Below are 14,423 nucleotides of genomic sequence, written 5' to 3' on the forward strand. Positions count from 1 at the left end.
CTTCTCTTTTTTTATCTATTTACAGATTGAGACAATAATTGCACCGATGTCTGATTCTCATAAAGGGAATACCCCGATCCTCGCCGGGGCTATTTTCATACCAATCTAGCCGGATCATATACATACCTTTTTGAGTTGCCCGAAAAACTATATTTGCAGCGGTGTCAACTGGAATATTTTTCTCCCAATTCTCCGGGTTAAAGATTCGGATAGTAGACTCTTTCGTCGGGTGTTTACCATAGATGTAAGGTAATATCTGATAAGAATCTTTTTGTGGTATGAGTTGGATATATGGACCTTCCGCTATGATAGGTAAGGTACCCGGCGTGCTGGAGCGTCCATATTCACCGTAAAGATATTCAATGGAACGGATGTTTTTACTGGAATCCTTTGTATTTCTAACGATGACGGGTAACTTGGTATTGATTCCAATAACCTGATAAAATGTGTTTGCTTTGGCGGAAAATGTCCCCTCCCAGCAATCCACTTTTTTTACCAATAACAATGGTGATTCTAGGCCTGAGGTTGCTCGTATTTTGAAGTCAAACAATTTTATGGACTCGAATTCGGTGCCACTTGTACGATGTCTTACACTAAGGTCATCAATATAACCGTAACACACGCGGACTGTTACCAATGAACTGTTTTTAGCAGCTGGTATCACCTCCATCCAAAAGGCACTGGCTTGGCTTTCTGCTCGACTTATCAGAAAGATGAGAAAAATAAGGATAATACGCATGGTAGGCTATGCTATGGTTTGAAGTTGAATTGCTTTCTTCTTTTGGCTTTTTGACGGTTTCTTCTTCTTTCTTTTGTTCAGCCATATCCATATCCCTGTGATGGGGAGAGACGCTGCTAGTGTAACGGCTAAGAATGCAATAATTTTAGAGGGTAGTCCAAATATCGATCCCATATGGATGGGTTTCATCATCCGTTGAACCTGCTGAGCCAATGGTAACTTTTCTAAGGGGTTATTTTTAAGTAACTGTCCGGATTTGCTGTCAAAGAACGCTTGGTTGATCTGTAATATTGAATTTGAAAAATTTTCCTTGGTTAGGGCAAAAGCTAAATCCTTCTTTTCAGGAAATGTGACAATTATATTTCCTGAGGTAGGATATAGGTTGTTTAGCTGCTGATAGATCGTATCCAGCACGAGGTAATCTGAAAAAGCCAGTTTGTTGGTGTTGCTGATCTTCTCTTTTGTTGATTTTTGGGTTGAACCCAATACTTTATAGAATTGTTTATTGTACCAATCGAAACTCCAGGTCAATCCTGTTAAGGTAAAAATAATTAAAAACAAAGATGCGTAGAAACCGCCGACTGCGTGAAAATCCCAGACCTTTCTTTTGAGAGAGGCTGCCATTTTCATCGTTACACGTTGTCTGAGCATGGATTTATTTTTGGGCCACCAAAGGTAAATACCACTTAGGGCAAGAAAGAGAGCCGCTAGAGCTGAGATTCCCGTTAGGGTACTTCCGATTTTTTCGACGAGAAGAAAACGATGGATATCTAAAGTCTTTTGAAAAAAACGGTCACTCTGCCGACCTTTGGATAATAGTTCTCCAGTATAAGGATTCATATATGCATACCAATATCCGGTCTTTTTTTGCCCATACTGTATGCGGACACTACGGGAAGGGTCTGCTGGAATTTCGATGCGAAACAACTTTTTGTCCGGAAATATGACTTCGGCTTTTTGGGAAATATGTGCAAGGGAAAGACGATTGGTTTGTACGGTTACCTTCTGTTCTTTCGGCCATAAAAGTGGTGTAAGCTCTTTTTCAAAACTCAATAACATTCCTGTAACGCAAACAGCAAAAAAGATTACACCAAATAATAAGCCGAAATAAAGATGGAGTTTTCCAAGTATATTTTTTAGAATATTTTGTTTAGCTCTTTTATTTGTCATAGATGCGCTGTCAATAGGATGAACAGCGCAAAAATACAGTATTATCAGTAATTATTCTAAATAAACGTAAAAAGTTTGATCATGTTGTTAATCGTCCAATCTTCATTATCAGCGTAATACTTCTTCACGTCTTCTGTCAAGAGGTACATCTTTGACCACACGGATTGCGGTATTTCCTAATTCGGAATTTTGTTTTAAGTGGACTGATTATAAGGCCTGAATGGCGATAAATAAGCTAAACACTGTATTTAATCAAGGGAAATATACATGTGGTAATATTCGCCTCCTGCGAAAGGAGTTTTTTTACCAAGCTTAAAACCAATCCTTTCATAGAGCTTTTGCGCATTGGGATTCTTTAGGTCAACGAGCAGACCAACTTGTTTAAAACCATGTTGCTTGGCATGTGTAATCGCATACTGTAAAAGTTGTGTTCCGATACCTTTACCTCGTGCAATGGGAGCAACAGCAATTGAATCGATATAAAATTCGTCACCAGCTGTTTCGGCTTCTGGAATCAAATTATTGTTGTACTGCTCCTTCATGTGATCCAAAATAGGCTGTCTTAATTCAACAAACTGATCAGCATTGTACCCGGTTAAAGAGCCTACAATACGTTCATTATCGTCAATTGCGACAAATGTATTCTCATAACTATAGAGATTACCTTTTTGCCTAAAAAGCTGGGTTAGAAAAAGTACTGCCTCAGTTGGATCTTCTTTTTGAATAAAACGAAATATAATGTCTCCCATCGCCTGGAGCATAATTTCAGGTACAACATGCGAATCACTTTCTTTGGCTTTTCTAATTTTATTATGTTTATCCATGATTTGAAGAATAAAAACGAAGTTAGTAAACTTGATCGACTTTCCTTAGAGGACCTTTGATTGGAGTGTTTTCGAAGAAAATTTGCTATAACGAACGATCTCTTGTTGGAGAGGGGGGAAAGCTGGCTCTTTATTGACTGTGTTTGAAATGGCTCAGGATATCGATCCCGGCGAAAACCGATAAAAGTTAATTAAATACATTCTTGTGAAAAAAATATATTGTCTGCTTTGTGTCGAATATTTGATCAATGTAGTTGAATATCGATCGGCTTATATTCCTAAAACATTTCTTGTTATTTTTGATACCTGTTGGTATCGGTTAGGCGAAATCAACAGAATTTTTTGATTAAAAACATATCACAATGATTTTAAGAGCTACAGTTTCTGCTTTTTTGGTTGCTATCATCAGCCTAATCGCGAGCCTACTTGTACATAATGCAGATTTAAATTTGGTTTATGCTGCATTTTGCTGTTCGCCTTATTTTATTGTTATCACCTTGGTTTATTTCCATTTTAATTTCTTTCGGAAAAAGTTAAAGGTCTTAGAGAAACCAAAATTCGCTTTTGAACTTGGCTATGGTTTTCTTTTTTATTGCTTGTTTTCTTTATTGCTTCCGGTACTTCTTTTTTTATCAACCTTGGGTGATGAATACGAGCATCGGCTTTATGCAGATCTAGGGGGAGTGATTAAGGAAATGTTTCCCTTGATTTTAACACTCAGTATTTTCCTGACATTTTTTAGCGGCGTGATTATTACATGGGCCGTAAAATCCTGGAAATATTTGGTTCCGACTTTCCTTGGATATCTTATTTTGCTACCAATTATATTCGCGTTCTCAACGACAATACGTGAGTTTAATGAACTCAGGGAAGAACGCCTCACGCAAGAAGATAATATCAGAGAAGGACGCTATAAATGGTTCTGTGCGATGAGTAATCCAACAGCTTATCCCGTTCAGTTGTATAAAGGGCGCTTTATCTTTCCGAAAGATGAGGATTACGAGTTTACATTTAGTGAGGGGAATATCGTGAACTATAATGCGGTGTGGGGGCAAGCTGGGGGTGGTACATATGAGCAAGTGATGTCATTGCCTAAGGCATTGGACATTACTTGGTATTCATTTGCTGAAGATGTTTTTTATCGCATGAACGGTCCGATCGATTATGGTAAATTGCGGACGTTATTCAGTACGCCATACCAAGAAAAAGGGGCGACGAAAACTGTTGATGAACATTATAATAAGATTATTTTGGGCTTTGCTCCGGAGGGTGTAGTTGTGATATGGGCCACTGGAACAGGACGTCGTCAGGTCGAAATTGGTCGTTATCAAGCAGAAAAAGTAGTGATCCATGCTACGGATACATCCAAGGATAATGGAGCGTACGGTAATATCTTTAATCAGAAATGGCGCGAACAGGTATTGTCCGATACATCGATTATTCCTTCGGATGTTCAACAAGCTATTGCAAATAAACCTATTCCCTATGGTTATTGGGATAAATTGCGCGCACGGTATTCTTTACAGCCAAAACTTGTTCTGTCTGCCGATATTAAAACATTCGACGCAGACTTTGAATTTTATAATGCAGAGCGTTTTGTCTTTGATGAGGGGCTTCGGGATATGGACATGGCATTTCGAGGTATTCCCAAAGATGTTTATATCAAATGGTATGATCAGCATAATAACCGATGTGCTGTGCGGTTTTTGTTTGATGAAATTGAGACTTTTAAAAACTTTGCCTCATTTTTTTATGACAAAAAGAACATTGGGGCTGTGCTGGAGTTCAATGTTGATACAAAGACTAAAATAGCAACAGCGACATTAAGGAATGATACTGAAAGTAAGCTGATTTTGAAAACTGAAGTAATCGACTATGGGGAGCATTTCTAAAATTCGGAAGTAAATCTAAAGATCTTTTTTCATGTTATAGTTTGGTATTTCGACTTCAGTTCGTATTTGGATCTGCTCAGCGATAACTTTAAATCCATTGGCTTCAAAAAAAGGTTTTGCTGTTTTGCTTACGTCTGCGGTTAAAAAAGTGTTTTTATGTTTGGTAGCTTCGGTTTCCAGTGCATTATAAAGTTTTTGTGCAATTCCTTGGCGTTGAAAATCTTTATGGACATACAAGACGTCAATATAATCGCCATGATATAAGGAGGCAAAACCAACAATCTTCTGATTGAGCACAGCTACAATAAAATACTGATCTTCGATTAGCCGATGCCAACGGTCATGATTATTGATGGATGATATCCATGCTACAATTTGCTCGTTATTATAATCATCTGCACACACAGTCTCAATCGTTCCAGAAAATAGGATTAATATTTCTTGTAGATCTTGCAATATTCCTTTTCGGAGAGTTAATCCTATTGTTTTTGTTTGAATTTTGTTCATCTTTTGGGAAAAGTGTTAAATAAAAGACCTGATATTCCAAATCTAGTGGGTTGCAGTGTTGTCAAAAGAAGGCGAAATTTTAATAAAAATGTATAATTATGTTAAAGTTATAAATATTATATTTATAACCGCAAGTAGACGTATCGATTTGTGAGCAATATGTCAGTATTAACCATTTTCTTGGAGTATTTTTCGTGTTAATTTTTAAGAATTATTGAAAATTAATTTGTCGGTTATGCCAATAGGGGAGACGGAGCGCTGAAATTCACCTTTTTTAAGCATGAAAACCATTTTATTTTATTTTTTTGTACTCGTTTCTTTGGTGTTGTCATGCAACCTTAATCATGTACGTGGGCAATCTGTAGCGGAAATATCTGCTATGGAAAACCCTGTTGTCCAACTAGAAGCTGCCCTTCAGTTGCCCATTAGGTTTGACGGTGATACGATAAAGTTGAAAAATGCCTTGGCCCCAATTTTGGAATTGGCAGACAAAAAAAGGAGTGTTGCTTTAAAATGGGTCTATTATATGCGTATGGCCGATGGTTTCTCTATTGCGTTTGATCGTATAAATTTATCATCTGAACGGTATTATCGTTTGGCTGAGCAGTTGCTACGTGTACATCCAGACGCTGAATTAGAAATGTTGGGTTGTGCGCGTGAAGGGTATTACAATTTTATCTATAGACGGGTAAAAGAAGCATTTCCGTTCTTTCTACGAGCGAATGATTTAAAATCTAAAGTTAATATCAAAAAAATCCCCTTGGTAGTCAAGCATTACCAATTTATGGCGAGTTTCTACAGTTATATAGGTGATCAGGCAAATGCTGTTGTTTATTTAGAAGAAGCTCTACCTTTTACCAAGCAGGCTTCACGAGAACGTATCGATCTGATCAATTCAATTGCTGTATATTTGGCAAAGGACTCGCTCAATCACCAAGCTTTTACCTATTTGAATCGCGCAATGGATGAGGCTAAATTGGCAAAAGATTCGGTTTGGATCGGTATTATTTCAGGGAATCTAGCGGATCATGCATGGCGAAAAGGTGAAAAGGAAAAAGCTATTGCGTTGGTCAAGAAAAATATTGAGCTCTCTGTGCGTTATAATGAGCGTAGAGATGCAATGCGGGCAAATCTCAATTTAGCAAGTTGGTATATCGAACGAAAAGAATGGAAATTGGCTGAGCAGTATGTGATGGCCAGTGAGCGTTTAATGGAAGATAAGCCCTATTTTTTAAAATATAAAATGGAATTAGCAAAAACCAAATCCAACATCATGCGGGGATTGGGACGTGGAGGGGATGAGCTAAAGCAATTGCATTTGTATCTGATGCTGAAAGATTCGTTGGAAAAAAGGATGAATGATAAAGAGATCCAGAAAATGCTCTGGCAAAGAGAATCTGAAAAATACAATCGGACTATCCAGGCGACGGAAGAAAAACGGATTCGGACAAAACGGATGTATCAGTTTATAGGCATTGTTCTTATCTTGATTTTTGCCATAGTTGTATTGTTAGTCAATAAGTCGAAAATTAAAATTAAGATGCGGAATACACTGTTGGAGAGAGACCAACTTGCGCTTGCTTATGAAAAACAATTGCTAGATCAGGAGCTACTGATGCTAAGAAATTCTTTGACTGAAACTACCGATAGGATCCGTCAGAACGATGCAACTATTCAGCAGCTCAGAGCGGAGCTTGTAAAGATTTCTGAAACTGATCCGGCATATATGACACAAGTTACGGATAATTTAAATGCGCTTTTGCAATATCACATTATGACAGATGAGCGATGGCAAAAGTTTAAACATGTTTTTAACAAAGTTTATCCAGCTTATCTGACACAAATGAGGCAAACCTATCCAAAGGTTACCGAGAATGACCTCAAGATATTAGCACTGCTCAAATTGGATTTAAGTAATGCGAGTATGAGTGAACTTTTATGTGTTTCGGTAGAAGCAGTTCGTAAGGCAAAACAGCGATTGAAGAAAAAATTGGAGCAAACTGAAGAGTGAGGATATAGAGGTGCTATTCGGTGCATCCGCTGAAGTTAAGGAATGTTAAAAATAATGTTGGGTCATTTCTTTTGGCTATATTCATTTCAGCGTTTAAAACCTGTTTATTACGATAACGCCAATTATAAAGTAGCTAATATATTTCCCATTGAATTCCATCAAGACGATACGGTTGAGTATAAAATTTTTTAGATTCATTATCCTCTTTAATTTATTTGTGACAGGCTGCATTCTTTTGCAATCGCCACGTTTTATGCTGAATTCCATCGGTATGATATCATTTTATATGTTCATTTTTTGGTTTAAAGTCATTGGTTCTATTATTTCTTTTATTGCCGAATATATTTTTCATCTTCCTAAGAAAGAAGTATTTCTAAAAAATTTGCATATATCTCCCATAAGTCTGCTGATAAGGCTTACTGTAATAGACTTTTTGTTATTTATAATTTTATGTTGGAGTCTGAAAATTTATCTAATGAGCTGTTATACATAGATAGTTTATCGTTTAGTCGTGGTGGCGGGAGCATTCTTTCGGGGCTTTATTTGACATGTGCGCAGCATGAAGTAGTCGGAATTTTGGGTAGAAATGGTAGTGGAAAATCTACCCTGATGAACGTCATATTTGGACGTATTAAAGCTGATTTTGCTTTCATGCGTTGCAAAGGTGTCAAATTTGAAAAAGGCTACCAGACAGGAGAGATTACCTATCTCCCTCAGGAAGGTTTTTTGCCTAGAAATTTGCTGCTTTCTGAAGCCCTTCAATTTTTTCAAATAGATGATGTTAATTTACTGGAGATCCCATTGATTCAAGAGAATTTAAATAGGCGATTGAGTAGCCTATCTTTGGGCATGATTCGTTTGTTTGAAACGCTATTGATCATTTATACCAAAGAATCCATCACTTTACTTGATGAGCCCTTTGTCGGTCTTAGCCCTATTTATATTGAACTCATTAAAGAACATATTAAGCTAGTAAAACATCGAAAAGGAATATTGATATCAGATCATTATTTTAGGCAGGTAATGGATTTAAGTGACCGATTATATCTCCTAAAAGATTCACACTTGACCCGGGTCCTGAATGAAGATGAGCTCGTATTTGGAGGTTATTTAAATCAAATAGATTAATCAAGTAGAACCTACTCGATTAATCTATTTACTATAAGCGACTAAACGCTATTGAAAACTATTTCGCATTTTTTGCAGTGACATTAAGTTCAATGTCAACATTTTGTGCAATCATCCAATCTTGTGGATTACCTTCTGTACCGTAAGAAAGACCCCAATCTTGTCTTTGGATCGTAAATTTAGAATAGAATGTTACTTCGTCACCATTGAACGTGATTTTGGCAGGGAAAGTTACATTCACCGTTTTATCTTTGATGGTTAAGTTACCACTCACCGTATTTGTCGCATCAGCAACAACACTTTTTCCTTGCGCTGCATCGAATGGACCAACTTTGGTGATTTCGAATTTTGCAGTTGGATATTTTGCTACGTCAAAGAAATCAGCACTTTTTAAATGTGCATCCAAATCTGATGATTTTTTGCCACCGGATGTTGCAGGATCTACAGAAGCTGTATCTGTCAGAATAGAATTGACATCGATTGTGAAAGTACCACCAGTAACTGCGTTATTTTCAGCTGAAAGTGTTCCTTCACTTTTCAAAACACCATATCTTGGGTTTAAACCGCCTTTATGGTAACCAGTCCATTTTAATGAGCTTTTATCTGCTTCAACAGTGTAAGTCTGTCCTTTTTGTTCAGTTACTTCCTGAGCAGTTGTTGTTGTTGCTTTGTCGCCATTTGTGTTTTGACAAGAAGCTAACAACAGGATAAGGGCTAAACCCGAGATTAATTGTTTTTTCATTTTTAATCGTTTTATTTTTTATATGTTATTTACACTTTACATTTTGCAGCATCAACTGTGCCAATTTGCACCTTCTGATGTTGCCGATACAAAGGTAGATGATAGATAGTTTATTTTTGGTATCAGTTTCCTTAAAGAAACTACTTTCCAAAAAGATAGTGGTCTGTAACTTTATAAATGCGTATTTTTGTAAGAATAAAGAAATCATGTCAGTGGTCCAAGCTTTGCTTGTGTGTTCATTTATCGTTGATCGTATAGGGATAAGGAAGCCTGTGAGGGTGGACAATACATGAATAAAAAATAGTGAAATGAAAAAGGAAGCAACTTTAACGTCGTCAGGTGCATGCAAAACACGCGTGTTGGCCATTAACGATACCATGGAGATTTTGGCAGGAAAATGGAAATTTCATATTATAGGTACCTTATTGTTGGTCGAAAAATTGCGCTTTATGGAACTGCTGCGCGAAGTTGAGGGGATAGGTGCGAAGATGCTGTCTAAAGAACTGCAGGATTTGGAAATGAACCAGCTGATCAGGAGAACAGTATTAAATACCAAACCCCTGACGGTAGAGTATGAGTTGACCGAATGCGGAAAAACTTTGGGTCCAATCATCGATGAGATTACCAAGTGGGGTATAACCTACAGGAGTAAACTTTATACCAAGAATGAGGAAGTGGAAGCTGCGACCTAGTATGTAAACACGCCTTTGTTTTTAGTGATAAGAGGGTGGATGCCTGTAAAGAACCTGATACGTTGGTCGCAAATCCCTTTGATTATAGGTTATGAAAACGATAATAATTGTAAGTTTGTTCTAGAAATTACAGTCTAACCTACTAAAAAGAAGACAGGATGCGGTTACAACACTTACTTTATTTGTCTCTTGGAGTTTTGAGTATCAGCAGTTGCGGAATTACCAAAAACGCCCGACACCAAGAGATTACCTTTGATGAAGGGATCAAAAAGATTAACCATGTGGTTGTTATTTATATGGAAAACCATAGTTTTGACAATCTTTATGGCGAATTCAAGGGAGCAAATGGCATAGCGAATGTCAAAAAGGGGGATTTTTTACAGGTAGACGAGAATGGTAAAGCCTATCAATACCTCCCCGAAATTCCACGTAATAATTCCTTTCCAACCAATCTACCCAATCAATTTTTTAATATAGACCAGTATGTACCTTCGGATAAGGCGACGCCCGATGTTACACACCGTTTTTATCATAATCAATTGCAGATCAATGGTGGAAAAATGGATAAATTTGCACTCTATAATGATTCCAAAGGTTTAGCGATGGGTTATTACAATACAGAGAAGCTACCTTTGTATCCGTTTGCCAAAGCGTATACATTGTGTGATAATTTCTTTCAGAGTGTATTTGGCGGATCCTATTTAAATCATATTTATATGATTTCCGCAGCTATTCCTGTTTGGCCTGATGCACCAAGCTCAATGGTTGCTAAACTCGATGCAAATGGAAAGATGATTAAGGATGGTGTGGTTACGCCAGACGGTTATGCGATCAATCATGTGCTTTCTCGCAACAAACCTTATCCCGCGAAATCTGATACTTCCAAACTATTACCTTCTCAGACCATGCCGACCATTGGCGATCGCCTGACAGCGAAAAATGTAAGTTGGGCTTGGTATTCAGAAGGCTGGGATGATGCTGTTGCCGAACGTAAAAATAATTTTGCTTACAATCATGAGCCTTTTTTATATTTTGCTAATTATGAGGATGGTAAGGAAGGGCGAAAACACATGAAGGATCAAAACGATTTTATTAAAGCCGCAAAAGAAGGAACGCTTCCTAGTGTATCTTTTGTTAAACCAGGTGGAGGCAATGATGAGCATCCTGGAAGTTCGGCGGTCTATTCATCAGAACAACTTGCCGTTAATTTGATCAATGCTGTATTGGAGGGACCGAATGCAAAAGATGCGTTGGTGATTTTGACCTACGATGAATTTGGAGGTTTTTTTGACCACGTTAACCCACCCGTCGTTGACCGCTGGGGACCTGGTAGCCGTATCCCGGCAATTGTCATTGGACCATTTGCTAAGCGTGGTGTAGTGGATCATACGCCGTATGAAACAGTGAGCATCCTTTCATTTATAGAAAAACGCTGGGGAATAGAGCCTCTTGCTGAAAGAGATAGAAAGGCAAATCCCTTTAGAAATGCGCTCGTTTTCAAATAGACGGTTTTTATATCGAGAGATAGGAAATTGAACTATGTGTACAAAGGTTGTCGTTTTTATCTTATTGGTTGTAATAGTATTTACCCTCGGATTTACTACAGGGCAGCCTGTTTATACAAAACAAAAAGAGGGCAATGCCCGTGAGCATCTGATTCAGAAAGAAGTACTGGGTCAGATGCTTTCTTTTAGGACATATATCAAGGATACACTGAATGCCGAAGTGCAGAGAGGTACAGTGGATACGTTACGGCTCAGAAGAGCCTTTTTGAAAACAAGGCTACTTTTTAAAAAGTTTGAATGGGCTTCGGAGTATTTTACTGCAGATCTATCCAGAAGGTTAAATGGACCTCCGGTGGAGGAAGTTGAAAATGCGGATTTGTTGGATCCCTCTTTGGCTAGAGGAGTGGAGCCTATTGGATTGCAGGTGATTGAAGAGCTTATCTATCCCACTTTCGATAATAGCAATAGGCAAAAGCTAATTCGTGAAATCGAATATTTGATAACCAATACGGATTACTTGATTTCCTATTTTGAAGATCATCAATTGGAAGACTGGCGTATTTTAGATGCGACGAAATTGGAGGTGTTTCGGATTATTTCCTTAGGAATTACTGGTTTTGATAATGCGCTTTCTCGAAATAGTATGATCGAGTCTTCCATTGCATTAGGCAGTTTACAGCAAATTCTTTTGCAATATGAAGGTAGAAAAGAAACGCTGGCTTTGATGCTTACAGAGGCGATCAAATACCTGCAACAACACGCGGAATTTGAATCGTTCGATAGGGCACAATTCATTACCCAATTTGCCAACAACATCAGTACGGAGATAGCACAGTTGCAACGTAATCTTCCGGGCCCTAAAATCAGATACAATCGGATGCTTCGGCAAGACGTCAATACGATGTTTGATCTGAATGCATTTAATGTAGATGCCTTTAGCCCGGGGCCTAAATTTCACTTCAGTAATGAAAAGGCCGTATTGGGCGAGAAATTGTTTTATGATGTTGCTTTGTCGGGGACACATACGAGAAGTTGCGCTTCATGCCATCATCCTGATCGCGCATTTACAGATGGGTTGAACTTGCAAGTGGACATTCATGGTTCGGGACGTTTGCTCAAACGCAATACGCCTACTTTGCTCAATGCAGCATTACAGTCCAACTACTTCTATGATATGCGTTCGTTGACGTTGGAAGATCAGATACACGATGTCATTGGTAATAAGCAGGAAATGGACGGCTCGGTAACGGATATCGTTCAATACGTTTCTTCGGATAAAATCTATCGATCATTATTTAATAAAGCATTCAATACAGCGGATGGCCCGATCTCAGCTGAGCAGGTAAGCAATGCACTTGCTTCTTATATTCGTGGCCTGACCAAAATCAATAGCCGATTTGATGATTATATGCGTGGGGATAAGAACGCATTGTCCAAATCGGAAGTGGATGGGTTTAATTTATTTACGGGCAAGGGAAAATGTGCGACCTGTCATTTCCTACCTTTATTCAACGGTGTTACACCGCCCAAATTTATTCAGAGCGAAGTAGAAGTCCTGGGGGTACCAAAATCCCTGAAAGATTCTGTGCTGGATTCAGATTTAGGGTACTATGATATCATTGGTGTTGATTCATATAAATATGCCTTTAAAATACCTTCTGTCCGGAATGTAAAGAAAACTGCTCCCTATATGCACAATGGGATCTATCAGACCTTGGATGAGGTCATGGAATTTTATAATAATGGGGGAGGGGCAGGATTGGGAATCAAATTATCCAATCAGACATTGTCAGATGAAAATTTGCATCTGAGTGAAAAGGAAATGAAAGATATTATTGCGTTTATGGAAAGTCTCGAAAGCCAATAAAATGGCTGGTGGGCTATCTCTTTTAGAATAGTATCGATTGTTTTTGCTGGGCTAAGGAGTTTTATTGAGCCTAAATGAGGGGGCATCAAATTGATTGAGCTCTTGCAGTAACGGTAAGGGATTAATTCTTATCGTAGTTTTTCTTTCTTGTAGATTCTCTTCGGACCCTAGCGCTTTTACCTGTTCAGTTTTTATTCCAGTCAACAAGTTGAATTGGGTTTCAGTCGTTGTATTTTTTCCATCCCAGGTTCCTTTTTCTAGGTAGATCAATTCAAAATTTCCATTGTTGCAACGAAAAGTATAGTTGGCATGCCCATCTGTGATATCGGCTAATATATGAAGCTGACCATTTTCAATAGCGAAGTTGGGCAGCGGAAAATGGGGTTGGATCATCGTCGTTGAAGAGAGGGCCAATCGTAGCTTTCCGTTGGGTTTGGACAGAAATACCTGCGTTTTAATTGGTGTTGCTGTATTTGAAGTGTCCATGGCAAGAACAATTTTATCTGGATAACCATCATGATTTATATCGCCTTCTAGCTCTTGAATTTTTGCTGTAAAACTGTCTTTTGGTACCTTTTTTTGGCCATATAAGGCTAAACTACTTAAAAAGAATATGCTCAAGATTAGTTTTTTCATCCAGTATAAACACAGCATTAAATGAAACATAAATCGATTCAATATACGCATTCAGGATGGAAAAGCTATTATTTTACCCCATCTTGGTTTCTCGGAATTGATTAACAACCAAGTTAGTTTGCCTTACTGACTATAGGAATAGACTATAATACATGGAGTAGCCACTTGTTCCATCGAGCCATTGTACAAGTTCTTTATGACTATAATGAAAACCGGCTTTTTGGATAGCCGCTTTTGAAATTATATTTATTTCACGATGGCTTATAGTCAGTTTTCTTAATTGATTCGCGGAGGCCCACCCCATTCTTATTTTATACAAAAGACTCGATAGACCTAATTTTCTATACTGTGGCTGTATGAAAGACTGACCAAAGTAGGCTTCTTCTTTATTCAGCAACAGCATGCTGGTTATCCCAATCATTTTTTCACTTTCGAAAAGACCAAAAACAATGCGTGGGTATCTTATGCGTTCTGCCCAATCCATATCAGATAGTTCTATTTCAGGAGGAGTGCTCCGTCGAAAAAGCGTAGGTTCGGTTTGAATTGACTCGATACGCATCGCTTTATAAAGTGGGGACTCGCGCTCTGTCAGCTGACGTATATGGAATGAACCTGATTGAAATGTTAAAACGGACTCTAACATAGCGTAGTTAATGCTGTCTTAATGATTATTTCTAATACTATAATGCGAAAGTATGTATTATTATTTA

General features: G+C 38.0%; 13 protein-coding genes. 6 read left to right on the forward strand and 7 right to left on the reverse strand.

Annotated elements, in window-relative coordinates:
* Positions 1-19: 19 nt before the first annotated feature.
* The 3 genes from B4N43_RS14245 to B4N43_RS14255 form a co-directional block, all read right to left on the reverse strand.
* On the reverse strand, positions 20-739 hold the full coding sequence (locus tag B4N43_RS14245; protein ID WP_286735390.1) for a hypothetical protein: 720 nt from the start codon (positions 737-739) through the stop codon (positions 20-22).
* Between the two features lie 6 nt (positions 740-745).
* Positions 746-1,909 carry a PepSY-associated TM helix domain-containing protein gene (locus tag B4N43_RS14250; protein WP_145330799.1) on the reverse strand — a complete coding sequence of 388 codons (1,164 nt, stop codon included), beginning with the start codon at positions 1,907-1,909 and terminating at the stop codon, positions 746-748.
* 248 nt (positions 1,910-2,157) lie between these two features.
* On the reverse strand, positions 2,158-2,733 hold the full coding sequence (locus B4N43_RS14255; RefSeq protein ID WP_286735391.1) for a GNAT family N-acetyltransferase: 576 nt from the start codon (positions 2,731-2,733) through the stop codon (positions 2,158-2,160).
* Positions 2,734-3,095: 362 nt separating this feature from the next.
* On the opposite strand from B4N43_RS14255, the gene B4N43_RS14260 reads away from it, so the two are divergent.
* Positions 3,096-4,625, forward strand: a complete 1,530-nt coding sequence (locus tag B4N43_RS14260; RefSeq protein WP_286735392.1) for a DUF2931 family protein — start codon at positions 3,096-3,098, stop codon at positions 4,623-4,625.
* A 15-nt stretch (positions 4,626-4,640) separates the two neighbouring features.
* On the opposite strand, the gene B4N43_RS14265 is transcribed toward B4N43_RS14260, so the two are convergent.
* Complete coding sequence (locus tag B4N43_RS14265) at positions 4,641-5,132, reverse strand: GNAT family N-acetyltransferase (RefSeq protein WP_145330793.1); 492 nt, start codon at positions 5,130-5,132, stop codon at positions 4,641-4,643.
* Positions 5,133-5,412: 280 nt separating this feature from the next.
* On the opposite strand from B4N43_RS14265, the gene B4N43_RS14270 reads away from it, so the two are divergent.
* Positions 5,413-7,143, forward strand: coding sequence for a tetratricopeptide repeat protein (locus B4N43_RS14270; RefSeq protein WP_286735393.1), 1,731 nt, complete (start codon positions 5,413-5,415; stop codon positions 7,141-7,143).
* Between the two features lie 450 nt (positions 7,144-7,593).
* Positions 7,594-8,271: an ATP-binding cassette domain-containing protein gene (locus B4N43_RS14275; RefSeq protein WP_286735394.1), complete on the forward strand. Its 678-nt coding sequence runs from the start codon at positions 7,594-7,596 to the stop codon at positions 8,269-8,271.
* Positions 8,272-8,329: 58 nt separating this feature from the next.
* On the opposite strand, the gene B4N43_RS14280 is transcribed toward B4N43_RS14275, so the two are convergent.
* Positions 8,330-9,013 (reverse strand): YceI family protein, encoded by a 684-nt coding sequence (locus B4N43_RS14280; protein WP_115050093.1) that lies wholly within the window; start codon positions 9,011-9,013, stop codon positions 8,330-8,332.
* Positions 9,014-9,321: 308 nt separating this feature from the next.
* Here B4N43_RS14280 and B4N43_RS14285 point away from each other — a divergent pair, with 308 nt between their 5' ends.
* From B4N43_RS14285 to B4N43_RS14295, 3 genes are all read left to right on the forward strand, one after another.
* On the forward strand, positions 9,322-9,705 hold the full coding sequence (locus tag B4N43_RS14285; protein WP_145330786.1) for a winged helix-turn-helix transcriptional regulator: 384 nt from the start codon (positions 9,322-9,324) through the stop codon (positions 9,703-9,705).
* Between the two features lie 158 nt (positions 9,706-9,863).
* Positions 9,864-11,210, forward strand: a complete 1,347-nt coding sequence (gene acpA, locus B4N43_RS14290; protein ID WP_115050095.1) for an acid phosphatase — start codon at positions 9,864-9,866, stop codon at positions 11,208-11,210.
* Between the two features lie 34 nt (positions 11,211-11,244).
* Positions 11,245-13,077 carry a cytochrome-c peroxidase gene (locus B4N43_RS14295; protein WP_286735395.1) on the forward strand — a complete coding sequence of 611 codons (1,833 nt, stop codon included), beginning with the start codon at positions 11,245-11,247 and terminating at the stop codon, positions 13,075-13,077.
* 51 nt (positions 13,078-13,128) lie between these two features.
* On the opposite strand, the gene B4N43_RS14300 is transcribed toward B4N43_RS14295, so the two are convergent.
* Positions 13,129-13,713: a hypothetical protein gene (locus B4N43_RS14300; RefSeq protein ID WP_145330782.1), complete on the reverse strand. Its 585-nt coding sequence runs from the start codon at positions 13,711-13,713 to the stop codon at positions 13,129-13,131.
* Between the two features lie 130 nt (positions 13,714-13,843).
* Entirely contained in the window at positions 13,844-14,356 is a 513-nt protein-coding gene (locus B4N43_RS14305) for a GNAT family N-acetyltransferase (protein ID WP_286735396.1), read from the reverse strand.
* Positions 14,357-14,423: the final 67 nt, after the last annotated feature.

Source organism: Sphingobacterium sp. UBA1897, assembly GCF_002337775.1.
Classification (GTDB): Bacteria; Bacteroidota; Bacteroidia; order Sphingobacteriales; family Sphingobacteriaceae; genus Sphingobacterium; species Sphingobacterium siyangense.

What these genes read in the sequence shown, in the direction of transcription:
- B4N43_RS14245 (WP_286735390.1), bottom strand. Translation starts at nt 739, where the DNA reads ATGCGTATTATCCTTATTTTTCTCATCTTTCTGATAAGTCGAGCAGAA.
- B4N43_RS14250 (WP_145330799.1), bottom strand. Translation starts at nt 1,909, where the DNA reads ATGACAAATAAAAGAGCTAAACAAAATATTCTAAAAAATATACTTGGA.
- B4N43_RS14255 (WP_286735391.1), bottom strand. Translation starts at nt 2,733, where the DNA reads ATGGATAAACATAATAAAATTAGAAAAGCCAAAGAAAGTGATTCGCAT.
- B4N43_RS14260 (WP_286735392.1), top strand. Translation starts at nt 3,096, where the DNA reads ATGATTTTAAGAGCTACAGTTTCTGCTTTTTTGGTTGCTATCATCAGC.
- B4N43_RS14265 (WP_145330793.1), bottom strand. Translation starts at nt 5,132, where the DNA reads ATGAACAAAATTCAAACAAAAACAATAGGATTAACTCTCCGAAAAGGA.
- B4N43_RS14270 (WP_286735393.1), top strand. Translation starts at nt 5,413, where the DNA reads ATGAAAACCATTTTATTTTATTTTTTTGTACTCGTTTCTTTGGTGTTG.
- B4N43_RS14275 (WP_286735394.1), top strand. Translation starts at nt 7,594, where the DNA reads ATGTTGGAGTCTGAAAATTTATCTAATGAGCTGTTATACATAGATAGT.
- B4N43_RS14280 (WP_115050093.1), bottom strand. Translation starts at nt 9,013, where the DNA reads ATGAAAAAACAATTAATCTCGGGTTTAGCCCTTATCCTGTTGTTAGCT.
- B4N43_RS14285 (WP_145330786.1), top strand. Translation starts at nt 9,322, where the DNA reads ATGAAAAAGGAAGCAACTTTAACGTCGTCAGGTGCATGCAAAACACGC.
- acpA (WP_115050095.1), top strand. Translation starts at nt 9,864, where the DNA reads ATGCGGTTACAACACTTACTTTATTTGTCTCTTGGAGTTTTGAGTATC.
- B4N43_RS14295 (WP_286735395.1), top strand. Translation starts at nt 11,245, where the DNA reads ATGTGTACAAAGGTTGTCGTTTTTATCTTATTGGTTGTAATAGTATTT.
- B4N43_RS14300 (WP_145330782.1), bottom strand. Translation starts at nt 13,713, where the DNA reads ATGAAAAAACTAATCTTGAGCATATTCTTTTTAAGTAGTTTAGCCTTA.
- B4N43_RS14305 (WP_286735396.1), bottom strand. Translation starts at nt 14,356, where the DNA reads ATGTTAGAGTCCGTTTTAACATTTCAATCAGGTTCATTCCATATACGT.